This window comes from Pseudoalteromonas sp. MBR-15 (assembly GCF_053628915.1).
In genome coordinates this window covers 37353-63510 of sequence record NZ_JBRJHH010000017.1, presented here as the reverse complement: position 1 = coordinate 63510, position 26158 = coordinate 37353, and the positions used below count along the sequence as shown (strand labels likewise).

General features: G+C 41.1%; 25 protein-coding genes. 11 read left to right on the top strand and 14 right to left on the bottom strand.

Annotated features, from left to right (window positions below):
* Window positions 1-7: 7 nt before the first annotated feature.
* From ACSSVW_RS18565 to ACSSVW_RS18555, 3 genes are all read left to right on the top strand, one after another.
* On the top strand, window positions 8-1213 hold the full coding sequence (locus tag ACSSVW_RS18565; RefSeq protein ID WP_036967624.1) for an ABC transporter permease: 1206 nt from the start codon (window positions 8-10) through the stop codon (window positions 1211-1213).
* Between the two features lie 117 nt (window positions 1214-1330).
* Entirely contained in the window at window positions 1331-2659 is a 1329-nt protein-coding gene (locus ACSSVW_RS18560; RefSeq protein WP_454179895.1) for a sigma-54-dependent transcriptional regulator, read from the top strand.
* Complete coding sequence (locus ACSSVW_RS18555) at window positions 2659-3942, top strand: sensor histidine kinase (RefSeq protein WP_454179894.1); 1284 nt, start codon at window positions 2659-2661, stop codon at window positions 3940-3942. Before ACSSVW_RS18560 ends, ACSSVW_RS18555 begins: the two co-directional genes overlap by 1 nt.
* 40 nt (window positions 3943-3982) lie before the next feature.
* Here ACSSVW_RS18555 and ACSSVW_RS18550 read toward each other — a convergent pair whose 3' ends face one another.
* The gene (locus ACSSVW_RS18550; RefSeq protein ID WP_036967616.1) at window positions 3983-4321 is read right to left on the bottom strand and encodes a Grx4 family monothiol glutaredoxin; all 339 of its coding nucleotides are present in this window, start codon (window positions 4319-4321) and stop codon (window positions 3983-3985) included.
* Between the two features lie 262 nt (window positions 4322-4583).
* Here ACSSVW_RS18550 and ACSSVW_RS18545 point away from each other — a divergent pair, with 262 nt between their 5' ends.
* From ACSSVW_RS18545 to ACSSVW_RS18525, 5 genes are all read left to right on the top strand, one after another.
* Window positions 4584-5165, top strand: a complete 582-nt coding sequence (locus ACSSVW_RS18545; RefSeq protein WP_036967613.1) for a superoxide dismutase — start codon at window positions 4584-4586, stop codon at window positions 5163-5165.
* A 239-nt stretch (window positions 5166-5404) separates the two neighbouring features.
* Entirely contained in the window at window positions 5405-7327 is a 1923-nt protein-coding gene (locus tag ACSSVW_RS18540) for a PrkA family serine protein kinase (protein ID WP_036967610.1), read from the top strand.
* Between the two features lie 26 nt (window positions 7328-7353).
* On the top strand, window positions 7354-8640 hold the full coding sequence (locus ACSSVW_RS18535; protein ID WP_036967607.1) for a YeaH/YhbH family protein: 1287 nt from the start codon (window positions 7354-7356) through the stop codon (window positions 8638-8640).
* Between the two features lie 20 nt (window positions 8641-8660).
* Window positions 8661-10175, top strand: a complete 1515-nt coding sequence (locus ACSSVW_RS18530; RefSeq protein ID WP_036967604.1) for a SpoVR family protein — start codon at window positions 8661-8663, stop codon at window positions 10173-10175.
* 5 nt (window positions 10176-10180) lie between these two features.
* Entirely contained in the window at window positions 10181-11062 is an 882-nt protein-coding gene (locus ACSSVW_RS18525) for a universal stress protein (RefSeq protein ID WP_065978711.1), read from the top strand.
* 203 nt (window positions 11063-11265) lie between these two features.
* Here the strand turns inward: ACSSVW_RS18525 and ACSSVW_RS18520 are convergent, their stop codons facing one another.
* On the bottom strand, window positions 11266-12231 hold the full coding sequence (locus ACSSVW_RS18520; RefSeq protein ID WP_036967597.1) for a sensor domain-containing diguanylate cyclase: 966 nt from the start codon (window positions 12229-12231) through the stop codon (window positions 11266-11268).
* Between the two features lie 3 nt (window positions 12232-12234).
* Window positions 12235-13239, bottom strand: a complete 1005-nt coding sequence (locus ACSSVW_RS18515; RefSeq protein ID WP_036967595.1) for a response regulator — start codon at window positions 13237-13239, stop codon at window positions 12235-12237.
* A 207-nt stretch (window positions 13240-13446) separates the two neighbouring features.
* Between ACSSVW_RS18515 and tpx the strand changes: the two genes are divergently transcribed.
* Complete coding sequence (gene tpx / locus ACSSVW_RS18510) at window positions 13447-14028, top strand: thiol peroxidase (RefSeq protein ID WP_454179901.1); 582 nt, start codon at window positions 13447-13449, stop codon at window positions 14026-14028.
* 65 nt (window positions 14029-14093) lie between these two features.
* On the opposite strand, the gene adk is transcribed toward tpx, so the two are convergent.
* The 10 genes from adk to ACSSVW_RS18460 all read right to left on the bottom strand — a co-directional run bounded on the left by adk (window position 14094) and on the right by ACSSVW_RS18460 (window position 23538).
* Window positions 14094-14738, bottom strand: a complete 645-nt coding sequence (adk, locus tag ACSSVW_RS18505) for an adenylate kinase (RefSeq protein ID WP_454179892.1) — start codon at window positions 14736-14738, stop codon at window positions 14094-14096.
* 180 nt (window positions 14739-14918) lie between these two features.
* Window positions 14919-16832 (bottom strand): molecular chaperone HtpG, encoded by a 1914-nt coding sequence (gene htpG, locus ACSSVW_RS18500; RefSeq protein WP_036967589.1) that lies wholly within the window; start codon window positions 16830-16832, stop codon window positions 14919-14921.
* A 159-nt stretch (window positions 16833-16991) separates the two neighbouring features.
* Window positions 16992-17600, bottom strand: a complete 609-nt coding sequence (gene recR, locus ACSSVW_RS18495; protein WP_036967569.1) for a recombination mediator RecR — start codon at window positions 17598-17600, stop codon at window positions 16992-16994.
* Between the two features lie 10 nt (window positions 17601-17610).
* On the bottom strand, window positions 17611-17937 hold the full coding sequence (locus ACSSVW_RS18490) for a YbaB/EbfC family nucleoid-associated protein (protein WP_036967566.1): 327 nt from the start codon (window positions 17935-17937) through the stop codon (window positions 17611-17613).
* 59 nt (window positions 17938-17996) lie between these two features.
* Window positions 17997-20384: a DNA polymerase III subunit gamma/tau gene (gene dnaX / locus ACSSVW_RS18485; RefSeq protein WP_065978713.1), complete on the bottom strand. Its 2388-nt coding sequence runs from the start codon at window positions 20382-20384 to the stop codon at window positions 17997-17999.
* Window positions 20385-20387: 3 nt separating this feature from the next.
* Window positions 20388-20933 (bottom strand): adenine phosphoribosyltransferase, encoded by a 546-nt coding sequence (gene apt / locus ACSSVW_RS18480; protein WP_036967559.1) that lies wholly within the window; start codon window positions 20931-20933, stop codon window positions 20388-20390.
* Window positions 20934-21072: 139 nt separating this feature from the next.
* Window positions 21073-21195, bottom strand: a complete 123-nt coding sequence (locus ACSSVW_RS18475) for a hypothetical protein (protein WP_256213662.1) — start codon at window positions 21193-21195, stop codon at window positions 21073-21075.
* 86 nt (window positions 21196-21281) lie between these two features.
* Window positions 21282-22040, bottom strand: a complete 759-nt coding sequence (locus ACSSVW_RS18470; RefSeq protein WP_302050713.1) for an HvfC family RiPP maturation protein — start codon at window positions 22038-22040, stop codon at window positions 21282-21284.
* Window positions 22033-22896: an HvfB family MNIO-type RiPP peptide maturase gene (locus tag ACSSVW_RS18465; protein WP_036967556.1), complete on the bottom strand. Its 864-nt coding sequence runs from the start codon at window positions 22894-22896 to the stop codon at window positions 22033-22035. The genes ACSSVW_RS18470 and ACSSVW_RS18465 overlap by 8 nt, the downstream gene beginning before the upstream one ends.
* A 54-nt stretch (window positions 22897-22950) precedes the next feature.
* Window positions 22951-23538: an HvfA family oxazolone/thioamide-modified RiPP metallophore gene (locus ACSSVW_RS18460; RefSeq protein WP_065978714.1), complete on the bottom strand. Its 588-nt coding sequence runs from the start codon at window positions 23536-23538 to the stop codon at window positions 22951-22953.
* A 172-nt stretch (window positions 23539-23710) separates the two neighbouring features.
* Between ACSSVW_RS18460 and ACSSVW_RS18455 the strand changes: the two genes are divergently transcribed.
* A complete protein-coding gene (locus ACSSVW_RS18455; protein WP_454179890.1) occupies window positions 23711-24688 on the top strand; it encodes a tRNA-dihydrouridine synthase in 978 nt (325 codons plus the stop codon).
* A gap of 51 nt (window positions 24689-24739) precedes the next feature.
* The gene (locus tag ACSSVW_RS18450; RefSeq protein WP_074989275.1) at window positions 24740-25075 is read left to right on the top strand and encodes a TraR/DksA family transcriptional regulator; all 336 of its coding nucleotides are present in this window, start codon (window positions 24740-24742) and stop codon (window positions 25073-25075) included.
* 26 nt (window positions 25076-25101) lie between these two features.
* Here ACSSVW_RS18450 and ACSSVW_RS18445 read toward each other — a convergent pair whose 3' ends face one another.
* The gene (locus ACSSVW_RS18445; RefSeq protein WP_036967548.1) at window positions 25102-26106 is read right to left on the bottom strand and encodes a hypothetical protein; all 1005 of its coding nucleotides are present in this window, start codon (window positions 26104-26106) and stop codon (window positions 25102-25104) included.
* Window positions 26107-26158: the final 52 nt, after the last annotated feature.

The window sequence follows — 26158 nt, the reverse complement described above, 5'->3', positions numbered from 1 at the left end:
CTGTGTTATGTTAGAAATTAAACCTATATTTCATGCCTTATGCCGCTCAAAGGTAGGGGCTATTCTGTTACTAATTCAAATTGCCATTACCACAGCAATCGTCAGTAACGCCGCGTTTATTATTCAAGATAGAATTAGCTATTTAAGCCAAGAAACAGGCTACCCAGAACAAGACATTTTTATTTTTAATGTGATGATGTTCGGACAAGACACCTCGCCAAGCCAACAATACGAGCTTGATGAAGCTATGTTACGTCAAATTCCTGGGGTGGTTGATGCTGCTTACTCTAGTACCACACCTCTTTCGGGCAGTGGTTCATCATCTGACTTTAGTTTAAAACCGGCGCCACAAGAGAGTAAATCGGCACGTAGCTCATATATGTTTATCGACGAGCACGGTATTAACACGTACGGTGTTAACTTAATTGCTGGGCGTAATTACAGCGAAGACGAAGTGATCGTAACAGAGAATTACGATGAGCTTTCGAAGGTCATCGTGGTGAGTAAAAGTCTATCTGATGAGCTTTTCCCTGATGGTAATGGCTTAGGTCAATCTATTTACTTTGGTGATATTCCTTTAAAAATTATTGGTATTGTCGATGTAATGAAAGGCCCATGGCTTAAAGATAGTCGCCCAGATAATGTGGCATTAATTCCGTTCATTAAAGCAGGTAGCAATGCACGCTTTGTCGTAAGAACAGAGCCTGGGCAACGCCAGTCTGTAATGAACCGTGTTGAAGAAGCCATGCTTAAAAACTACAACAAACGCGTTATCTCGCGCATTCGCGGCCTTGATGAAGACAAAGAGCAGTACATGGCTGAAGACACGCTTATGATGCGTATGTTAATTGTTTTAATCACAATTTTAGTGTTGGTCACTGCGCTGGGTATCTTTGGTCTTACACTCTTTAATATTAGTAAACGCACGAAACAAATTGGGACTCGCCGTGCTCTTGGAGCAAGAAAGTCCGCCATTATTAGCTACTTTTTAGTCGAAAATGCCATGATTTGCAGTGTAGGTTTAGTAATAGGCATGATAGCAGCGATGTATTTAGGCCAATTACTGATGCAACATTTCTCGATTGCTCAGTTAGATGTGCGTTATGTAATTGCCACTGCAAGCGCTGTGTTTATTATGAGTTTGCTTGCGGTTCTTGCGCCAGCCAAACGAGCTGCGAACATTTCACCCAGCATTGCAACACGCACCATTTAGTTCTCCCAAGCTATGCTACACTGGATTTACAGTGTAGCATTTATAAGTACACACTTAAGTTGGCCCTTGCACCGGACTTACTTAACATATTTAGGAAAACAGCAAAAAAATAATAATATGGAAAAAATACTTATTGTTGATGACAACCCCGCGATATTAGACGCCTTGTCATTATTATTAGAGATCCACAATTTTACCGTGGTTACTGCAAGCACCCCATTTGAAGCAATCCAAGCAGTACAATACCAGCGTATTTCATTAGTTATTCAAGATATGAACTTTACCGCCGACACCACCTCGGGTGAAGAAGGCAAGGCGCTGTTTTATGACTTACGCGATATAAACCCATTACTGCCTATTATCTTAATCACCGCATGGACAGAGCTTGCAACAGCTGTTGAACTTGTAAAGGCGGGTGCCGCAGACTATTTACCAAAGCCGTGGGACGATACAAAACTGCTTACTTGTATCAATAATTTACTCGAACTTGGTAAAGCGAAACAACAAAATGAAACTTTCGCACGCCACCAGCAAGAACGCGAAGATTCTATTAAAACTGCCAATCTTGTCGGCCTTATTTATAAAAGCACAGCGATGGAGCATATTGTTAATCTTGCTATTCAGGTGGCAAAGTCAGACATATCAGTGCTTATCACTGGCCCAAATGGCAGTGGCAAAGAGCGCATAGCACAGATAATCCAAGCCAACTCTCTGCTTGCAGACCATCCTTTTATCACTGTTAACGCCGGTGCATTGCCAAATGAACTCATTGAAGCTGAATTGTTTGGCGCTGAAGCTGGCGCGTACACAGGTATCACCAAGCAACGCATTGGCCGTTTTGAAGCCGCCGATGGGGGCACATTATTTTTAGACGAAATAGGCAACCTACCGTTGTCCGGTCAAATGAAATTATTACGTATTCTGCAAACCGGCGAATTTGAGCGTTTAGGATCAACGCAAACTCGAAAAGTAAATGTGCGGGTTATATCAGCAACAAACGAAGATTTAACGCACGCGATTAAAGCGGGTCATTTTCGGGAAGATTTATATTATCGCCTCAATGTTATTGAGTTAAACCTGCCTAGCCTAGCTGACAGACCCGATGATATTCTTGCCCTAGTGGCACACTTTTTACCACATCGCAGTGTGTCTCTAAGCACCGAGAAAGCCCTGCTTGCCCATCCGTGGCCGGGTAATGTACGTGAACTTGAAAATGCGTGTAAACGGGCTGCCGTATTAAAACCAACTGGCACTATTGAACTTGCCGACTTTGGCTTAAACGTCGATACCACTAAAGCCACATCAATAAAAAGTGAACCGACAAAGCACGATATTGAACTGGCAATGCGCGAACACCAAGGGGTGATTGCTAAAGTTGCGCGACATTTTGGTCTTAGCCGACAAGCGCTGTATCGCAGACTCGATAAATTTAAGATAGATTACTAATGTTAAGAAATAAGATTATTCTATTGTGTGTTGTTGCAGCGGTAGTCCCTCTATTACTGGTAAGCTATTTTGCTGCTCTTCCTGGGTTTTATACTTTGCTTGCGGTCATTGGTTGCGCCTTGCTAGCTGGCCTTTTGGCGTACCAGTTAAGCCGCCCTTTAGCTGACGGTATTGCGTCTCTTGAATCTGGATTGCTTAACTTTAAAGACGGTGAACTGGCCACCCTTTTGGCCTATGATAGCAAAGATGAACTGGGTGACTTATGCCGACTTTATAACCAAACAGCAAAGCAACTTCGCCAAGAAAAGCAATGGATATACCAACGTGAATTAATGCTCGACAAAGTACTGCAAAGCTCTGAGCAAGCGGTGCTACTTATTAACGATCAAGGTTTTATTGTTTACAGTAATCACAGTGCTCGTAGCTTGTTTGAAGCAAAATCAGCTATCGAAGGACTTAAACTAGAAAATGTGATTAGTACCTGCTCTGAACAACTGACACGTGCTATCAACAAAGGGATTGATGGCTTATTTACCCTCGATAAAACGGAACAAGAATCACAAACTTGGCATATGGCAACGGGCCGCTTATTACTTAATAATCAATACCACCAACTGTATGTGTTCAAACAGCTCACACGGGAACTCAGCCGCCAAGAGGTTGAAGTATGGAAAAAAGTAATCCGAATCATCAGCCACGAACTCAATAATTCGCTGGGCCCAATGTCATCAATGCTCCACAGCGCACAGTTATTAACAAAAGAAGTCGACGAGCCACGTTTAAAACGCGTATTCACCACCATTGAAGACCGTATCAAACACCTTAATGAATTTGTTCAAGGCTATGGTAAATTTGCCAAATTACCCACTCCTCAGTTATCAGCGATTAACTGGCCATCAATCGTCGAGCAATTAAAAAGCCAATGGCAAGTCAATATTACTCTTGGCGATAACGTAAACACACAAGCCGATCATACTCAGCTTGAGCAACTGCTGATTAATTTATTAAAAAATGCGTACGAATCAGGTACTAAACCTGAAGACATCAGTCTGAGTATTCAACAAGAAATGGCCAGCACCCACATTACTGTGAGCGACAGAGGCAAAGGCATGAGCGAAACTGTAATGGCGAATGCACTGATCCCCTTTTACTCCACTAAATCGACAGGCAGTGGTTTAGGGCTAGCGCTGTGCCGAGAAATAGTTGAAGCACATCACGGGCAAATTAGCCTTCATAACCGCGAGCAAGGTGGCTTAAGTGTGCATGTGATTTTAGCGCAATAAAAAAGCCGCTTATGCGGCTTTCTCGGCAAACTAAGTAAGATTACTCAGCGTCTTGTTCTTTGTACTTTGCTGCTGTTTCTGTGATTAATGGTTGTAATTCACCACGTTGAAACATTTCGATGATAATGTCACAGCCACCAATTAATTCACCTTCAACCCAAAGTTGTGGGAATGTTGGCCAATTAGCGTAAGCAGGTAACTCTGCACGAATATCTGGATTAAGAAGAATGTCAACGTAAGCAAACGGTTCACCACACGCCATTAAAGCTTGTGATGCTTGAGAAGAAAAACCACAGTTAGGTAATTTTGGTGATCCTTTCATGTATAAAAGGATTGGGTTTTCAGAAATTTGCTGTTTAATTTTATCGATGGTTTCCATTTACAACCTCAAAAGACATTGACTTACTACACTGGCCTTGAAAAATATTCACTGTGGCCTCAGATATATAACTTAAAATGGACTATCACAGTCACAATTTTAAAGAGTCTTTAGCAATAGCATTGCTGTTTGCTAAAACTTGAGTAAAATACTCAACAATTATAGTAACACTATAATACCATTTGGTATAGGTGAGTACGCTGTTTACCTCGCTATTACCTATAACTGAGTGGACTATCAACCAAGAAGATGGAGATAAAAAATGGCATTTGAACTACCGTCACTACCATACGCAATCGATGCATTAGAGCCACATATTTCAAAAGAGACTCTAGAGTTTCACCACGGTAAACACCACAACACATACGTTGTGAAATTAAACGGTCTGATCCCAGGCACTGAATTCGAAAACAAATCTCTAGAAGAAATCGTTTGTTCTTCAGAAGGTGGTGTATTTAACAATGCTGCGCAAATCTGGAACCACACATTCTACTGGAACAGCCTATCTCCAAACGGTGGTGGCGAACCAACTGGCGCTATTGCAGACGCTATCAACGCTAAATGGGGTTCTTTCGAAGCATTCAAAGACGCGTTAAACGACAAAGCTGTAAACAACTTTGGTTCAAGCTGGACTTGGTTAGTTAAACTAGCTGACGGCACACTTGATATCGTTAACACATCAAATGCTGCTACACCATTAACTGATGAAGGTGTTACACCAATCCTAACTGTGGATCTGTGGGAACACGCTTACTACATCGATTACCGTAATGTTCGTCCTGATTACCTAAAAGGTTTCTGGGCACTTGTTAACTGGGATTTCGCGAACGCTAACTTCGCTTAATTCTGTTTAACTTGCAGTAATTAAAAAAAGACGCTCCGGCGTCTTTTTTATTGCCTTTTTTATATCACTGTTCAGCCGCAGCCCAAGCGCCATAATAAATGCGTACCAAGATGATCTTTTTTCAATTAAATTCTTAATTTTCTTGCGCAAAAATTCAAAATCGTGACTAAGCTTTAATTAACCTTTGCTTTTTTCTTAATCTAATTACACGTCATTTTAGCGGGTTTTCGGAGGTCTCTATGAGTATTTTTGAGCATTACCAATCACGATACGAAGCAGCGCAAGAAGAAGAATACAGTATTGAGGAATTTCTCGAGATCTGTAAGAAGGACAAATCAGCTTACGCAAGCGCACCTGAGCGCCTGTTAATGGCCATTGGTGAGCCTGAAATTATTGACACATCGACCGATGCGCGGCTCAGCCGATTATTCTCCAATCGTGTCGTTGCACGCTACCCTGCATTCCACGATTTTTATGGTATGGAAGATGCCATTGAACAAATCGTTTCTTACTTAAAGCATGCTGCGCAAGGTTTAGAAGAATGTAAGCAGGTATTGTATTTACTTGGCCCTGTGGGCGGGGGTAAATCATCTATTGCCGAAAAACTAAAATACCTGATGCAACAAGTGCCTATTTATTCAATAAAAGGGTCCCCTGTCAATGATCACCCTCTCGCTTTGTTTGATCCAAACGAAGATGCTGAACTACTCGAGAAAGAATACGGCATTAAGCCTCGCTATTTAAAAACAGTGATGTCGCCGTGGGCAGCCAAGCGCTTAAGTGAGTTCAATGGTGATATAAGCCAATTTAGAGTGGTAAAACGCTACCCTTCTATTTTGAATCAAATTGCGATCGCCAAAACGGAGCCGGGCGATGAAAACAATCAAGATATTTCGGCATTAGTCGGTAAAGTCGATATTCGTCAGCTTGAGCATTTTGCACAAAATGACCCTGATGCTTACGCGTATTCAGGTGCACTTTGTTTAGCGAACCAAGGGTTGATGGAATTTGTGGAAATGTTTAAAGCACCTATTAAGGTACTCCACCCGCTACTCACGGCCACCCAAGAAGGTAACTATAATGGCACCGAAGGTATTAGTGCCCTTCCCTTCAACGGCATGATTTTAGCTCACTCGAATGAATCTGAGTGGCAAACATTTAAAAATAACAAAAACAACGAAGCATTTTTGGACCGTGTTTATATTGTTAAGGTACCTTACTGCTTACGCGTTTCTGAAGAAGTGAAAATTTACAACAAACTTCTTGAAAACAGTGAACTTCACGATGCGCCATGCGCACCAGGCACATTAAAAACATTGGCACAATTTACCACTCTTTCACGTATTAAGGAGCCAGAAAATTCAAGCATCTATTCAAAAATGCGTGTCTACGACGGTGAAAGCTTAAAAGACACCGACCCGAAAGCGAAGTCATACCAAGAATACCGTGATTATGCAGGTGTTGACGAAGGCATGACTGGGCTCTCTACACGTTTTGCCTTTAAAATTTTATCGCGAGTGTTCAACTTTGATACCACAGAAGTCGCAGCAAACCCTGTTCACTTGTTTTATGTTTTAGAGCAGCAAATTGAGCGCGAACAGTTCTCAGCCGATGTGGAAGAACGCTACCTAAGTCACTTAAAGGGCTATCTAATCCCGCAGTATGTCGAGTTTATTGGCAAAGAACTACAAACTGCCTATTTAGAGTCTTATTCTGAATACGGACAAAATATTTTTGATCGCTACGTAACCTATGCTGATTTTTGGATTCAAGATCAAGAATATCGCGACCCAGATACAGGCCAACTTTTTGATCGAGCAGCATTAAATGCAGAGCTCGAAAAAATTGAAAAGCCAGCAGGTATTTCGAACCCGAAAGATTTCCGTAACGAGATTGTCAATTTCGTACTGCGCGCACGTGCGCACAACCAAGGCAAAAACCCGCTTTGGACCAGTTACGAAAAACTTCGCACAGTGATTGAGAAAAAAATGTTCTCGAACACCGAAGATCTGCTTCCGGTTATTTCTTTCAATGCGAAAACTTCTGCCGAAGATCAGAAAAAACACGAAGACTTTGTCAACCGTATGGTTGAAAAAGGCTACACCCAAAAACAAGTACGTTTACTTTCTGAATGGTATTTACGCGTTAGAAAATCGCAGTAAAAAACGTTTGTTTCAAGGGGGTTGTTATGGCGCATTTTATAGACCGACGCCTGAATGGAAAAAACAAAAGTACGTTGAACCGTCAGCGTTTCATCAGGCGTTATAAAAAACAGATTAAAGAAGCCGTATCTGATGCCATTAATAAACGCAGCGTAACCGATACGAGCAGTGGCGAGAGTATTTCTATTCCACAGCGCGATATTAGTGAGCCTGTATTTCATCAAGGACGTGGGGGCGATCGGGAGCAAATACATCCAGGAAATGACCAATTCTCAACGGGCGATAAAATTAAACGCCCGCAAGGAGGCGGTCAAGGGGGTGGCAGTGGCGAAGGTGACGCAAGTGATTCGGGTGAAGGCCAAGATGAGTTTGTTTTTTCTATCTCTAAAGACGAGTATTTAGATTTATTATTTGAAGATTTAGAGCTGCCAAACTTACAGCAAAATCAACTTGATAAACTCGTGCAAATGAAAACGCATCGCGCTGGTTTTTGTAGCGATGGTATGCCCAGTAATATTGATATAGTGCGCTCATTACAAGGCTCGCTCGCTCGCCGTGTTGCAATGACAGCGGGCAAAAAACGACATCTGAGCGAACTTCAAGGACAATTAGCGCTTTTGAAAGCAGAGGAAGAGCCCGACAAAGCCGCCATTGCCCTGCTTGAGCGTCAAATTGAAGAGCTTGAAAGTCGCATAAAAGCCGTGCCGTTTATTGATAATTACGACTTACGTTTTCGCAATTACGAAAAACGTCCCCACCCGACGAGTAAAGCCGTGATGTTTTGCCTTATGGATGTGTCAGGTTCGATGGATCAAGCAACAAAAGATATGGCAAAACGGTTTTATATTTTGCTGTATCAGTTTTTGACTCGCAGCTACAAAGATATCGAAGTCGTGTACATTCGCCACCATACACAAGCTAAAGAAGTTGATGAGCAGGAGTTTTTTTACTCACAAGAAACCGGTGGCACTATAGTGTCGAGCGCGCTGAAATTAATGAATGAAATTATCGCTGAACGTTACCATGCAGATGAGTGGAATATTTATGCTGCACAGGCATCTGATGGTGATAACTGGGCCGATGACTCTCCTCATTGCGGTGAAATACTCCGCAATAAATTACTCAAAGCAGTACGTTACTATGCGTACATCGAAATTACGGCGCGTGCGCATCAAAGTTTATGGCGTGAGTATCAATCTATAGCACAAACACACGACAACTTTGCCATGCAACATATTCGTGGTGTAGAGGACATTTACCCTATTTTCCGTGAATTATTTAAAAAGAATCGTCAGCAGCAAGGCGCCGCATAGCCTTGCGAGTGAGGTAAAATATGGCCGATAAACGTATTAGTGACGGACCTGATTGGACGTTTGATTTATTAGCACAGTACCAAAGTGAAATTGAGCGAGTCGCAAAGATCTATAAGCTCGATACTTACCCGAATCAAATAGAAGTGATCACTGCTGAACAAATGATGGATGCTTACTCAAGTGTAGGCATGCCTATCGGTTATAGTCATTGGTCATACGGTAAAAAGTTTATTCAAACAGAGCAAAATTATAAACGCGGGCAAATGGGGTTAGCGTACGAAATTGTTATAAATTCAGACCCCTGCATTGCTTACCTAATGGAAGAAAACACCTTGCCAATGCAAGCTCTCGTGATGGCGCACGCGTGCTATGGCCACAACTCATTTTTTAAAGGTAATTACTTATTTAAAACCTGGACCGATGCAGGTTCTATTATCGACTACTTATTATTTGCGAAAAATTATATTGCGCGCTGTGAAGAGAAGTACGGTATTAATGAGGTAGAAAACCTTATCGACTCTTGTCATGCCTTAATGAACTATGGGGTTGACCGGTATAAGCGCCCGCAAAGAATTTCGCTGTATGAAGAGCAAAAGCGTCAACAAGAACGCGAAGATTATCTGCAATCGCAGGTGAATGAATTATGGCGAACTATTCCAACATCTCAACAAGAGTCGAAAAAACACGAGCGTCGATTTCCTGAGGAACCACAAGAAAATATTCTGTATTTTATAGAGAAAAATGCCCCGCTACTTGAATCATGGCAACGTGAAGTAATCCGTATTGTGCGAAAAATTTCACAATACTTTTACCCCCAAAAGCAAACGCAGGTGATGAATGAAGGTTGGGCAACGTTTTGGCATTATACGATTTTAAACCACTTGTATGATGAGGGAAAACTCACCGATGCCTTTATGCTCGAGTTTTTACAAAGCCATACCAATGTGGTTTATCAGCCGCCTTATAACAGCAATTATTATTCTGGTATTAATCCCTATGCATTGGGCTTTAATATGATGGTTGATATTCGCCGAATTTGTGAAAATCCCACTGATGAAGATAAAAAGTGGTTCCCTGAATATGCTGGAGCCGATTGGCTAGAAACCCTGCATTTTGCCATGCAAAACTTTAAAGATGAGAGCTTTATTAGCCAGTTTTTATCACCTAAAATTATCCGTGACTTCAAGCTATTTACTATTATTGATCATGAAAAAGAGCCAACCCTTAATGTCGGCGCGATACATGACGAAGTGGGCTATCAACAAGTACGTGAAACGTTATCTGCACAATATAATTTAAGCAATCATGAACCCAATATACAAATCTATAATGTTGATATTAGAGGAGATCGTTCTTTAACCTTACGCTATGTACCTCATAAAAACATTCCGTTAGCTGGCTCAAAAGATGAAGTGCTGAAACACCTTTACAGGTTATGGGGGTTTAAGGTAAAACTGGAACAAGAATCTTCAACCGGTGAAATTTCACTACTTGGTGAATGCCCAAAAAGTGATGCACGACACACAACAGAGTAGGTCACATGGATAAAAAAATACTGGTCATCATCGACGCTATCGCCGATGCCAAAACCTCGATACTTCACGCCAAACAAAAAGCGAAGGGAGTTAGGCATATTGATATCGTCGCATTTAGCTATGAAGATACCAACAGTATTTTATTTTCGATTCCACCCGAAGAAGCACTTGCTATTCAGGATAAAGAATTAGGTAAAATTCGTGACACACTATCACCTTTAATTGACAGCCATTTAGAGCAAGGTAGCTACACATTCCAAACGCTTTGGCATGAAAGTCCTGAGCAGTGGCTTGCTAATGAGCTTGATACGTCAGCGTATGAGCTTGTGATTAAAACGCGTCATATTGATGCAGAAACACAGTTTAGTGAGCTTGATTGGCAGCTTATACGCTTCAGCCCCCTACCGCTTTATTTAGCTGCTGATAACAAATGGAAAAACAATACTAATGTGCTCGCTGCGCTCGACTTAGGCAGTGAGAAAGCCACTAAATATCGCCTTAACGAAGCAATGATAAAAATGGGTCTAGCGTATGCCGCTGATTATAAAAGTGATTTTTTTGCTTGTTATACCGTGCATGTATCGCCCTTTTTACGCGATTTGGGGTTAGTTTTTTCTGATGAGCAAGTTATTAATGCTTATGAAAAACTCCCCAGTGCCCAACGCGCTCTGATTGAGTCATATAACCTCAAAGAAAAGCTAGAAATTAAGGCAGGTATCGTCGAGCAAGTGATCCCCAGTATCGCCGCAAAACTCAGTGCAGACCTTGTAATAATGGGTACGGTGGGTAATACAGGAATTAAAGGGCATCTTATTGGTAATACAGCAGAAAAGGTTATGAAATTACTAAAAACGGATATTTTAGTGATCCCTCCTTTCGATAACTAAAGCCAGACTTAATATCAATTAGCTTAATTAGGTGGTCTATTTTGAGGCAATAAAACCGCGTTGATAACACGGCAAAAATGTCGTTATTTAGATGTTCTCGGCAATTGCGCCTACATCCATGCAGTCGTAAATCAGACATTTTTAACACAGGTAGCGACAGGTTTAATGCCTCAAAATGATTAAGTCTTGTTTTGCAATTGGTGTCATAAGTCTGAATAAGCCGTCACTTTATTACGGCCATTTTGTTTAGAGTGGTATAAGGCTTGATCAGCTGCTTCAATCCACTTTTCATAACGCTCAAACTTTTTCTCATCAGAGCACGCAAAGCCTATACTCACCGTGAGTTTAATTTGTTTATCACCAAAATAAATTGATGAATTTTCAATAAGAGCACGTAAACGCTCTGCAAAGATCATTGCACCTTCATGATCCGTATCAAGCAAAGTTACGGCAAATTCTTCACCACCATAACGGCCTGCTAAATCAGTTTCACGTAATGTTTTTCTTAATAAATCAGCAATATGACGCAGTGCTTCATCACCAGCACGATGTCCATGCTCATCGTTAACGGTTTTAAAATGGTCGATATCAAACATTAATAACGTACTGCAGCCACCGCTTCTGGAAATACGCATGTATTCTTTACGTAGTTTTTGCTCCCAAAATCCGCGATTAGTTAGCTGTGTCAATGCATCAGTGCGACTCATTTGTTCGAGCTTCGCATTAACGTCTTCAAGTTCTTTTTTATTCACCGCCTCATCGGTCACATCGTAAATAATAATACAGATATGTGATACTTCGCCGGTCGTTGTGGTGAGCGGGATAAAGGTAGCATTTTGATACATATGATCCGCTTTACCGGTAATTGGACGGTAGTTTTTAAAACGGAAAATATAGGGTTGCTGCTCCCAAATCGTGAACGAGCGATTATTAAGAATAAACACAGATTCAGACTTACTACGAAACCATTTTTCATCAATTGATGGAAAGAGATCAAATAAGTCTTTGTCTTTTACCGCGCTTGGCAATAAACCCGAATGGTTTTCCATAAAACCATTCCAAATGCAGACTTTATAGTCTCTATCAAGCACCACAAGGCCTACATCAACGGTATTAAACATATCCATTAACCAATGGAGTTCATTCATATTAAAATCGGCTGCAGGCATAGTTTAGTCTTCTAATAAATAAGCTACTTTATATTTTAAAGTTTTTAATGAGTCCTCAGTAAACAGCAACATAAGATCACAATTAATGTTGTGATTTTCAATGCCGTAGCTGATCTCAATGGCGAGAGTTCGTTGCCAACGTGATTTATTGGCTTTAACCAAATCAGACACATCACAATGCTGACCTAACACCACCGGATGACCTTGACTAAAACGCATATCAAGTTGCTTTGACAGCCCACTCAAAATAGCGCCTATTAAGATGTTACTGACATCCATTAACAGTTCAAGCTCAACTTTATTGTTAAGCTCTCCTTCGTAATTCATTAACGAAGCAATTTCTTTAAAACTCGAATCATTTAACAGCAATAACGCTTCACCCGACACGCCACCGCCAATAAAGCCTTGGCACACACCTGACGTTGAGGCATTGGCATCAATCGACCGCAAGGCCATATCAAGCTCATTGACTTCAAGTACATTTACGTTCGGAATTGGAAGCTTTACAAACACATTCAATAAACGTGCTAATAAGTCCCCTGCTTGGCCCATAGCAACATTGGTGAGTTCTTGGTATATGTCACGTACATCGGGGTCGACTTGCTCACCTAGCTTATTTGCTAAGCGCTCCCGCATGGCTTTGTCTTTAATACCATGATGCTCAATAATGTTCGCGAGCTTTTCTGCTGAGCAGGGTTTCTGAATAAAATCGATTGCGCCAAGTTCAAGCACGCGTTGATGCGCATTTGGCTGGATATCGCCCGAGACGACAACGGTTAATACATGTAAGCCTTGATCTTGAATGGCTTGCAACACTTCATAACCATCCATTTCGGGCATATTTAAATCAAGAAATAAAATTTCAGGCTGTAAACGCTTAATTTGTTCAATACAGTGAATGCCGTTTTCAGCAAATTCGACTTTTATATCCCAATCATCAGGTAAAGAGCGCGCTAATTGTCTACGCGCTAATTTTGAATCATCACAAACTAATACCGATGTTGACATATATTCTCTCTAAATACGCACTTTTGAACTAGCCAATACAAAATGCACTAACTTTATTATTATTTTTATAAACAAAAATCGGACTACGCACACATGTTAATCAAACTACAGGTTATTTACAATTTTAAATTGTGGTAAACCTTGGAGCTATTGGTTCAGTATAATACACTGATGTTAAATGCGTTAATTTGAAGGAATGAAGTAATGTTGTTACGCCCTCTTATGTTTGCTCTTGGAGCAGTTTGTACATTCAGTTATGCCAATAATTTAGTAGAAAATAGTTTAGATGCTGGCAAAGTTTCTGCACAATCGAAACCCGTCACATTACTTGGACAAGGTGTTAAAGTAGGTCAGCAAGCCCCTAACTTCAAGGTCGTAGATGGTAATTTCACCCCTGTCACTCTCAACGACTATCAAGGGCAAGCCGTATTATTAAGTGTTGTGCCAAGCCTTGATACGGGCGTTTGCAGTATTCAAACAAAACATTTTAATGAAAAAGTAGCTTCTGAATTTCCCAGCATTGCAATGCTAACATTAAGTGCTGATTTACCCTTTGCGCAAAAACGCTTTTGTAAAGCCGAAAATATCGATAAGGTCACGGCATTGTCTGACTCTGTTTGGCGTGACTTTGGTCAAAACTATGGTTTGATCATTAAGGATATGGGGTTATTAACCCGTGCAGTGTTCGTTTTAGATAAGGAACACAAAATCGTTTACAAACAACTTGTCGATAACCTCTCTAAAGAGCCCGATTACGACAGCGCAATTGATGCACTGAAAAAGCTATAACCTCAGCGATACTAAAAACAAAAAACCGCCAACAGGCGGTTTTTTTTGCTTAGTTAATCCTAAGATTAACCAAGTAGTTCACCAAGTTGTTGGCTTACTGCTTCAACAGCTTGTGTACCATCCAGTTTGTGGTACTGAGTGTTACCCGCTTTTGCTTCAGCTTGGTAATAGTCAACAAGTGGTTTAGTTTGGTCGTGGTAAATACCTAAACGTTTACGTACTGTTTCTTCAGTATCGTCATCACGAATAATAAGGTCTTCACCTGTGATATCGTCTTTACCATCTACTTTTGGTGGATTGTAAACAACATGATATACACGGCCAGAACCTGGGTGTACACGACGACCGCCCATGCGCTCAACGATGATTTCGTCAGCAACATCAAATTCAATAACATGGTCAACAACCACGCCATTTTCTCTCATTGCATCAGCTTGAGGAATAGTACGTGGGAAACCATCTAGCAAGAAACCTTTTTCACAATCAGGCTTTGCAATACGCTCTTTAACAAGACCAATAATGATTTCATCAGATACTAATTGACCTGCATCCATTACTTTTTTAGCTTCAAGACCAAGCGGTGTACCTTCTTTGATTGCTGCACGCAGCATATCGCCCGTAGAAATTTGTGGAATACCGTATTTGTCCATCAAAAACTGAGCTTGAGTACCTTTACCTGCACCCGGCGCGCCCAAAAGAATAATGCGCATATCATTGTCCTCTGTGTGATACTAATCTTTAATTATGGTCGATCAGTGGAGTTTTGTTTTTAGAGCCTGAATTCTTCCACAACTGAGGCTATACCTCAAGTAACTTATACCAATTGCCTATATTAGCGGCAATAAAAAAGGAAGCTGGGCTTCCTTTTCTAATTCAAACTGTAAAAACGCTTACTTACTTAAATCTAGCATTAGTTTATTCAAGCGAGTTACAAAGCCTGCAGGGTCTTTTAAGGTACCTCGCTCTGCTAATAATGCTTGGTCAAGTAAGACATGTGACCACTGAGTAAACTTGTCTTCATCTTGTTCAACATTTAAATGCTTCACAAGTTGGTGCTCTGGATTAAGCTCAAAAATTGGCTTTTGCTCAGGCACTGTTTGACCTACTGATTCCATTAGTTTTTGCATTTGCGAGCTCATGTCATGCTCATCAGCAACAACACAGGCAGGCGAGTCGGTTAAACGGTGCGTAAAGCGTACATCTTTAACACTATCACCTAGGGCTGTCTTAATACGTTCAACTAAGCCTGCCACTTCTTTTTCTGACTCTTCTTGCGCTTTTTTGGTTTCTTCATCATCCATGTTGCCAAGGTCTAAGTCACCACGAGTGATTGACTGGAATGATTTTTCGTTGAACTCTGTTAGGTAGCTCATCATCCACTCATCAACACGGTCACTTAGTAGCAATACTTCAATGCCTTTCTTACGGAAGATCTCTAGGTGCGGTGAATTTTTTGCCGCAGCAAATGAATCAGCAACCACGTAGTAGATCTTATCTTGTTCTGGCTTCATACGCTCAATGTATTGATCAAGCGATACATTTTGTGTGCTTTCGTCTGTGTGTGTTGAAGAGAAACGCAGCAACTTAGCAATAACTTCTTTGTTTGCCATGTCTTCTGCTGGGCCTTCTTTTAACACTTGACCAAACTCGTTCCAGAACGTTTGATAATCTTCTTCACGGTTTTTAGCCATGCGCTCAAGCATTTTAAGGACACGCGATGTACACCCTTTACGGATTGCTTGTGTCACTTTGTTATCTTGTAAGATTTCACGCGATACGTTAAGTGGTAAGTCATTTGAATCAAGTAGACCTTTCACAAAACGCAGGTAGCTTGGCATAAATTGCTCAGCATCATCCATAATGAAAACGCGTTGCACATACAGTTTTAAACCTGTTTGACGGTCACGATTCCATAAATCAAATGGTGCTTTTTTCGGGATGTATAACAAGCTAGTGTATTCTGTTTTACCTTCAACTTTGTTATGCGCCCAGCTTAATGGCTCTTCCCAATCATGACCAATATGTTTATAGAATTCTTTGTATTCTTCGTCTGTTACTTCTGACTTGTCGCGAGTCCACAGTGCCGTTGCGCGGTTAATACCTTCCCATTCGCCTGGCTGTGCTGGGATTTTCTCGCCATCAGGACCTTCAGATTCTGGTACTTCTGCTTTGTACATTTCAACAGGAATTGAAATATGGTCAGAGTATTTAGTAACGATACTGCGTAAGCGATATTCATCAGCAAACTCTTTTTCGTCTTCACGTAAATGAAGAATAATTTCAGTACCACGGGTTGGCTTATCAATTTCTTGTAGCGTGTATTCGCCTTCACCAGCTGATTGCCATTCAATACCTTGGCTCTCACCTGCTTTACGAGTGCGTACCGTTACTTTATCCGCAACGATAAATGCTGAGTAAAAGCCTACACCGAATTGACCAATTAATTGTGAATCTTTACTTTGGTCACCCGTTAAGTTTTGAAAAAACTCTGCCGTGCCTGATTTTGCAATCGTACCCAATGAGTTAATTACATCTTCACGGCTCATACCGATACCGTTATCAGTAATGGTTACTGTGTTTGCATCTTTATCGGCACTGATACGTACTTTTAAGTCGGCATCGTTTTCATATAAATCGCCATTTGAAAGCGCAAGGAAACGTAATTTATCTGCCGCATCTGACGCGTTTGATACGAGTTCACGTAGGAAAATCTCTTTATTAGAATAAAGAGAATGAATCATCAGGTTTAATAGTTGTTTGACTTCTGTTTGAAAGCCTAATGTTTCTTTTTGTGCTGCAGTCATTGTGTAAATCTCCAATTAACAAAGTGTCTTATCTGCACTATGACTCATATATGGGGCAGGCTTTAGGAACTTCAAGGCAAAAAATTAAATTTGCAGGTAAATTGGAGATAAAACACAAAAAAGCCTGCATTAAGCAGGCTTTTGATACCGTTTTGGGTATTAGTTTTGATTTACTGCGCGTCGCCCGCTAAAGGCATGCATTAGGGTCATGCCATCAAGCAAGTCAAGCTCACCACCAACTGGCACACCGTGAGCAATGCGTGAAGCATTCACTTGGTATTTGTGACAAAGCTCTGCAATATAATGGGCTGTGGTTTCACCTTCAACACTTGGGTTGGTTGCGAGGATCACCTCATTAATGCCACCGTTTTGCAGTTTACTCTCTAGGATATCAAGGCCGATTTCTTTGGGCCCTATGCCATCAATTGGTGACAAGTGACCCATTAAAACGAAGTAAAGCCCTTGATATTGTCCGGTTTGTTCAATAGCAAGTACATCGGTTGGCGATTCAACCACACACAATAAACCACTATCTTGGCGTTTAACACTTGAACAAATATCGCACACAGGCTGCTCTGTGAAGGTACGACAAGACTGACAGTGCCCTACTTCATCCATTGCTTTTGTGAGTGCGTGGCCAAGTTGTTTACCCCCTTGGCGGTCGCGTTCAAGTAAATGAAAAGCAATACGCTGTGCTGACTTCGGGCCAATACCCGGTTGGCAGCGCAGTGCTTCAATTAACTGTGTTAAACTAGGCGATAGTTGCATAAATGTTCACTTAGAATGGCATTTTCATACCTGGTGGTAATTGCATACCGCCAGTTACTTTGCTCATGCGCTCTTGTGTTTCTTCGGCAACACGGCGTACAGCGTCATTACATGCTGCTGCAAGTAAATCTTCGATCATATCTTTGTCGTCTTCCATTAGGCTTTCGTCAAGCTCTACACGACGTACATTGTGGTTACCTAGCATCGTTACTTTAACTAGGCCTGCACCTGCTTCACCTACAACTTCTAGGTTTGCGATTTCTTCTTGGGCTTTTTGCATGCGCTCTTGCATTTGCTGCGCTTGCTTCATCATGTTACCCATTCCACCTTTAAACATAACTGTCTCTCTTTCTAAACTACTTTAATTGGCATGAAGATAAGGGCTATTGTGTGTAATTACAATGCCTGAATACTGTTTTCGTCGATTATTGCGCTAAATAATTGTTGAAATTGCACAATGTTCTCATCGCTATTTATTACATCTATTGCTTGTTGATGGCGGCCTGCATCAATCTTTTGCTGAATCAAATAAGGCGAATCTATCACCCCATCTGCAAAGTCGATATTGAGCTCTACATTATGGCCATAAATCTCGCTTAACGCTGCGTTGAGTTTTTGTCTTAGTACGGCGCTGTCGAGGTGACGTTGTGAAGAGTCGACTTCAATATGAAGCTGACGATCATTCTTTGTGAAAATAGAATGTAGCGCAAATTGACGCATACGCCCACCTAGTCCCATACGTTTTATTAAATAAGCCCATTCATCTTGTTCGTGTGCAAATTTAATACTGCTGATCGGGCTTTCAAAATCATCAGGAACAGGAATACTAGGCTCTTCTGCTACAGGCTCCGGTGCTTTTTGTGGATTAATCTGCTCAAGCAACTCAGGGGCTAAATTTTCTGTTATGGTTTGATGCTTTGCTTTAAAGTCGACTTTTTTTACTTTATGACTGCTCTCCCCCGTCGGCTGGGGGCTTGGCTTTTTTACATCAGCAACCACTGTTTGCTGCTGAGGTTGAAAATTCGTTGATGCTGAACCATGTTGCGTTGGTTCATGTACTGTCGATTCCGCGGGCTCTGGCTTTATGTCAGTTTGACTTGCAGCACCGCTTAAACGCCCTGCACCAGAAATATTACGATCTTTTAAAATACGTGCAATTGCCGATTGAGCCAAGCTTTGCTGCTGTTGTAATTGCACAGGCGCTGTTTGCTCTGCCTGCGGCAGTGGTTGCACATCTGGCTCGTTAGCAATAAAACCCTGATCATAAGCGCTACTCATCACATCATCATATTGCGCTGCAAGCGATGAGTCCATTTGAGCATCGTAATCATCATAGTATTCTGTCGCTGGCATATCAGGCGTATCGGTACTATTTTGTTGATACAAAGAAGCCGCTGACTGTTTGTCAGAACTCCCTGACGTATCAAAAGATTGACTAGGTTGTTGTGACTGCTCAGCTGTATTATCGACTTTTTGTTCAGGTTTTAGGTCAATCTGTGGTGCTGCCGATTGTGTAACCGTAGGCTCGGCTTTTATTGGCTGTGGCTGCAAAGGTGCTTGGTTTACTGCCGTAGACGTTTGCTCGGATGCTGCTTGTTCACGCTGAGCTGATGATTTTTTTAAGATATCACGTAGTGCACCTGCACCACTTGGTTTTACCTGCTGCTGACTATTTGTCGGTGTTTGGCTTTGCGCAAATTGTGTAGGTTGGAATGCCAACAAACGCAACATGATCATTTCAAACCCTAGTTTTGCATCCGGTGCCCATTGCAAATCTTTTTTACCATTTAACAGCAACTGGTAATACACTTGCATTTGTTGAGCATCGGTTGTTTGTGCAACCTGCTCAATAAAGTCTCGGTTAGTCTCATCAAGTGCAGCGGCACTGGGGACTAATTGCACAAGCTGAATAAGGTGAGTAAGTGCAATTAAATCATCCAATAAGGCGACAAAATTTGGGTTTCGACTGACAACCGCTTTCACTTCGGCCAGAAGTGCATCACCATCTTGGCATAAAACCGCTGCTAACATGGTTTGACTGTAATGTGTATCCATCAAACCAAGCATGGTTTGAACAGCTTGATGATTAATATTACCGTTTGTCTGAGCAATAGCCTGATCGGTTAAGCTTAAGGCGTCTCGCATACTGCCATCGGCGGCTTTAGCAAGGATAGACAACGATTTATCATCAAAGCTTAATTGTTCTTGATTAAGAACATGAGCAAGTTGATCATGAATTTCTGATTGTGATAACGCGTTTAAATTAAACTGTAAACAGCGCGATAGAATTGTCACTGGCAGTTTTTGTGGGTCGGTCGTGGCTAATAAAAATTTCACATGCTCTGGCGGCTCTTCCAATGTTTTAAGTAGCGCATTGAAACTGTGCTTTGAAAGCATGTGAACTTCATCGATAAGGTAAACCTTATAACGACCTCGCGTTGGTGCATATTGCACGTTATCAAGGATTTCACGGGTGTCTTCTACCTTGGTGCGCGATGCCGCATCGATTTCTAATAAATCAATATAGCGACCCGCTTCAATGTCGGTACAGCTTGAGCATTGACCACAAGGTTCTGCAGAAATCCCTTTATCGCAGTTTAGACTTTTAGCAAATATACGTGCGATGGTTGTTTTACCCACCCCACGGGTTCCAGTAAAGAGATAAGCATGATGAAGTCTGTTTTGTGTTAATGCATTCACTAACGCTTGCTTAACATGAGACTGTCCCACTAACTCGTGAAAGGTTTGTGGTCGCCATTTCCTTGCTAGAACCTGATAACTCATTAATTATTCGCCTTCGAATTCAACCAACTTTAGAATTTTAATGCCCATTTGTGCAACACGCTGCTCTCCACCAAGCTCTGGTAATGAAACAACGAAAGCAGCATCGGTTGCATGACCACCTAATTTAGCAACAAGTTTAGCCGTTGCTTCAATTGTGCCGCCTGTCGCGAGTAGGTCATCTACTAATAACACTTTATCACCTGCAACGATAGCATCAGTATGAAGTTCAAGTGTATCTTCACCATACTCTAATTGGTAATTTTGCGAAATGACTTCACGCGGAAGCTTGCCTGGTTTACGCACAGGAATAAACGGAATACCCAGCGCATAAGATAGGGGTGCACCAAAAATAAAGCCACGTGATTCTGTACCAATGATTTTAGTAAATCCTTGATCTTTGTACGCAGAAATAAAGCTATCAATTGTTGCTTTAAAAGCGTCTGCGTTTGCCATTAAGGTTGTTACGTCACGAAACATAATACCTGGCTTAGGGTAATCAGCGATAGTTGCAATGCTCTGTTTAATGAGCGCTGAAGTTGCTTGAGTCATAATTTATACTGCTCAATAGTTAATATAACAAAGCTTGCGAGTATAACATCGCCTTATTTAAAAGTCGGTAGCAAGTTTTGAAATAAGCACAAAAAAGGCTGCATAATGCAGCCTGATGTCTTAAATTTGCATACGCATATTAAGATAAAGCGGTGATCCAGCCTAGGATAGCGTTAAGGCAACCAATACCAGCAAACACTGCTAGGAACGCAATAAAATACGTTGCGTTGAACGGATCTTTAAAGTCTTTATCATTCGACATAATTACTACCTTTCTATTAAGCACGATAAAACAAAGCGCACATAATAGTCGAAGTGCTTACATCAATAAAGCGTTTATGCTGTTTTTTAAGGTGCTCGCTGAGTGACAATGACGCCTCGTTCAGCCATTGAACTCAGTGTACTTAATGCTCCTTGATACAGCTGTTCTAATGTAAATTGTGGGGCATGTTTTGCAACCTGCTGACATACCTCAGCTAAATCAATACCGGGTTGTGATTCGATAATACTTAACAATAAAGCGGTCATTGCATTTGTTGAGAGAAATTGTACCTCATCGTTGTTATCGCGATACACAACAAAATAATAGGGTTCGCTGGCAGGCACTGTAGGTTGATGATCCTGACTGATTGTATGTACTGGGTAAAGATAACTTAAATTACGTGCCAAACTGGTTAAATATAAACCTGCACGCGCAACTTGGTTAGCTTCTAAATTTATTTCATGACTACCTTGATGTGACACCGATACATCGAGTTCAACCCATTCATAATGGGCTAATTCGAGCATAAATGGCGGATCGTTTTTTTGCTTTGTGTAGCTGCCAGCAAGAAACTGTAAAAACTCTCCTGCAATGTCTAAAAAAAACGGGGAACTGCAATCATGTTTACTAAAAAACTGCCGCACTCTTTGTTGCCAATCATCTTCTTTATACAAACTTTTTAAAACAGGAAATGCTGAACTTACAAAACCATCAACATTATTGAAAAATAAGTCACGATAAATCGCCATTCGTCGCTCTTCAACATCAGCTGGTTTTGCGTTATGAACAGGATCACGGATATGCGCCATAAATTGCTGTTGGACTTCAATAAAATGACTAGGCACTTTGTTTCACCGTTGGTTGATTTGTTTTTAAAGCTGCTCGTTGTAAGTTATTAATAATTGCCAGCTCAGCAAGAAGCTCATTCATTGGCGGTATATTAAAGTCACGCTCAAGCAGTGTTGGAAACACACCGTGCACATCATACGCCTTTTCTAGCAGCTGCCAAACAGGGTCTATAACGGGTGAGCCATGCGTGTCGACTAATAAATCCTCAGCTTCAGTATAATGCCCCGCAACATGTCCATACGCTATTCGATGGCTAGGCAAGCCCATTAAAAAATGCGTTGCATCGTAGCCATGATTTATTGAGTTTACATAGATATTATTAACATCGAGTAAGAGTTGGCAATCGGCTTCTTCAAGTATCGCTTTTGTGAATTCAAGCTCCGTCATTTCTTGGCCTGGAGCCGCATAGTACGACACATTTTCGATAGCGATAGTCTGCTCTAAAATATCTTGAACCTGTTTAATACGTGAAACAACATGTTTAATAGCTTCTTCAGTAAAAGGAATTGGCATTAAATCATACATATGACCCTCTCCCGAACAATAGCTTAAATGTTCACTAAACAAGCGTATGTTATGCTCTTTAAAAAAGGCTTTTAATGATTTTACAAACTCGACATCCAGCGCAGCGGGTGAGCCGATTGATAACGATAAACCATGACAAATAAATGCATGTTGCTCTGTAAGTTGCTTAAACTGTTTAGCAAAACGACCGCCTAGCTTCAACCAGTTTTCTGGTGCCACTTCTAAAAAATCAATTGGCTTTGGGACATCTGCGAGCATATCATCAAGCATTTCACGTCGAAGTCCTAAACCAATTTGGCCAAAATCCAAGGTCGATTCAAATGACATATCATCTCCTACTAAAAAGGGCCTAAATGGCCCTTTTACTCGCTAAGTAAAAGCTTAGTGGTTTGAACCACACTTACCTTCACCACATTTACCTTCTTTAGCAGCTTTTTTAGATTCCTTTTTGTCAGCGCCACATTTACCTTCGCCACACTTGCCTTCTTTGGCTGCTTTTTTAGATGTCATTTTGTCAGCGCCGCATTTTCCTTCACCGCACTTGCCTTCTTTGGCTGCTTTTTTAGATGCCATTTTGTCAGCGCCGCATTTTCCTTCACCGCACTTACCTTCTTTGGCTGCTTTTTTAGATGCCATTTTGTCAGCGCCGCACTTACCTTCGCCACACTTACCTTCTTTGGCTGCTTTTTTGTCAGCGCCGCATTTACCTTCACCGCACTTACCTTCTTTTTCAGCCTTTTTCTCGGCACCGCATTTACCTTCGCCGCATTTGCCTTCTTTTTCTGCCTTTTTCTCGGCACCGCATTTACCTTCGCCACATTTGCCTTCAGCAGCATCAAGCTGGTAACCCGCTTGCATTTGTTGGAACTCAAATGGGTTTGCATTTACATCGGTGGCTACAAAGCTTGATGCACCCACAACAACGGCGCCTAATGTTAATGCAATTGAGTTTTTCTTAACTGTGTTCATACGATGACTCTCTTTTTTATAAGGTATATTAAACAAGACCCGACGATTAAAAATTAATTTCATATTTATGCAATTATTTTAGTAAATCGCCCTACAAAGCAAATTACGATTTATCAAGTTGCTAATTGCAGGTAAAATACGCGTCCAATTTTTCATTAAGTTTAATGGTATTATGCAACTAGTTTTAGCACCAATGGAAGGCGTTGTCGATTTTAAAATGAGACAGCTTCTTACTGACATAGGTGGGTTTGATTTATGCGTGACTGAATTTGTGCGTGTTGTTGATGCAACACTTCCAGAACGTGTATTTCATCGCTACTGCCCTGAATTAAAAACAGATGGCTACACCCGTGCTGGAACACCAGTGAGAATTCAGCTACTTGGCCAAGTTGCAGATGCATTAGCTGAAAATGCTGTAAAGGCGATTAGCTTAGGCTCACACGGTATTGACCTAAATTTTGGTTGCCCCGCAAAAACGGTCAATAAAAGTAAAGGCGGCGCAGTACTATTGAAAGATCCGGAGCATATGTACGACATCATTAAAACGGTTCGCGATGCTGTAGATAGCAAACATCAAGTAAGCGCTAAAATTAGACTGGGTTTTGATGATGATGGTAATAGCCAAGAAATCGTTGATGCGGTAGTCAGCGCGGGTGCATCTAGCCTCGCTATCCATGCAAGAACAAAACGTGATGGCTACAACCCTCCTGCATACTGGGAAAAAATCCCGCCATTAATTAAAAATAAAGATATTGCTGTAGTGGCTAATGGTGAAATATGGCAAGTCGAAGACGCAATGCTGTGCCAAATTCGTAGTCAATGTCAAAACTTAATGCTTGGCAGAGGCGCCTTGGCAATGCCAGATCTCGCAATGCAAATTAAAGCGCATGTAAACAATGAAACATATACTCCACTGCAATGGGAACATGTTATTTACCACATTATTCACTCATCAATGCACCAAGACGAGAGTAAGTGTGAAAAATATTTTGCTTCTCGCACTAAGCAGTGGCTTGGTTATCTGAAACGCCAATACCCACAAGCACATACACTTTTTGATGAAATTAGACGTTTAAAAGCGAAAGATGACGTTGCAAATGTACTAAGAAAGTATGCCAAAGCGCCTAGTTTTGATGCAAATCATAACTAATGGATCGCTTTTGTTGGATAATTAAAGTATTGCCCACTTGGAACAAACGCGATGAACAATACTGAAATCCAAACAAAGCTATCTGCGGAACTGGCGCAGGTTAGACAACGTTTACTTGATATGTTGGCTAGTTCTAATCAAGGTCACCATCAGCAACTACTCTCGCAACTTAAGGATAACCCGCCTTCTGTTTGGTTAGAAATGACAGCGAATAATCTCGGACCCGAATTTCAAATATTGATATCTCGGTTAGAAAAACTCGAAGCAGCACTGTGCCAAATTGATATTGGTCAATATGGTTATTGCTGTGACTGTGAGGAAAAAATTGATAATGAGCGTTTAATTGCAGACCCTGCAAGCCAACGCTGCCGACACTGCGCTCCTTAAAGCGCAGTGTTGAATAGATAACCTAGTTAACGCGCAAAAATAAAGCTCATTGCAGGATAAAGTACAATATCTTCGATTAGCCAATCAGCCTGCTGCTGATTAACACTTAAACGCTTCATTAAATTTACACGTGCTTGTTGCTCATTCCAAGTGTGATAATGAATCCCTAAATCGGTTTCCATCATTACAGACCAAAAGTATTGTTCATCTTGATTCAATTGACGTTTACTTTGTTTGACATCAATGAAATCTAATTGCCAGTCAAGCCCAGCATGTAAATCGCCGTCCTCTAAATACTGCAACACGAGTGGCTTGTTATGTGATGAAAAAACAGGTAATGACAAATCGACTGTGGGCTTTTCTTTTAGTAAGTGCTGAATCTCACTTAACCATGACAAGGGTGGCTTTGTTGTATTGGCAAAATAATTAAGTTTACTTTGATACCAATCCTTCCCATTCGCAAGCCCAACTAACCCCAGCTTTGTTCGAGGCTTGTATTGCGCTAAATATTGATTAAGCTTCGTTAGTGCCATCACGACATTTTCATTATTATTATCTAGGTGAGATATCACCATACTGCGTAACAACTTTAGCTCAAGCTTATTAAGCCTTAAATTACTTTGCTCAGCCTCTATGAGTTTTGTTTCTACTCGCTCTATCCACTTGCCGAGCGCTTCCGGTGTGTAATCATCTTGCTTTATAGCATTACTTATCACATCACGCTGTACGGGCCATACAAAAAATCGTTCTGGATATCGCTGCGCAATAATTAAATAATTTAACTGCGCTTGCTGTGAATCACTCAACTCAACATTTGCTAAGCCTTGATAAGCAAGATGACGAGCCTGTAAGTACGCTTCAGAAAATGGCCAATATGTTTTGCCACCATTGTCTAGCTGGGTTGATAAAAGATTATTTATATTGCCAATTTGCTGTTGTCCTTCGGTATACGTGCTAAAGCGATCACTTTGCTCACTGCAAGCAGATAACATGACACTGACTAATAACAACAAAACGATCTGTCTTATCATAATAAAATTCCATAAAAAAAGCCCCAGAGGGGCTTTTTATTTTAAAACAACA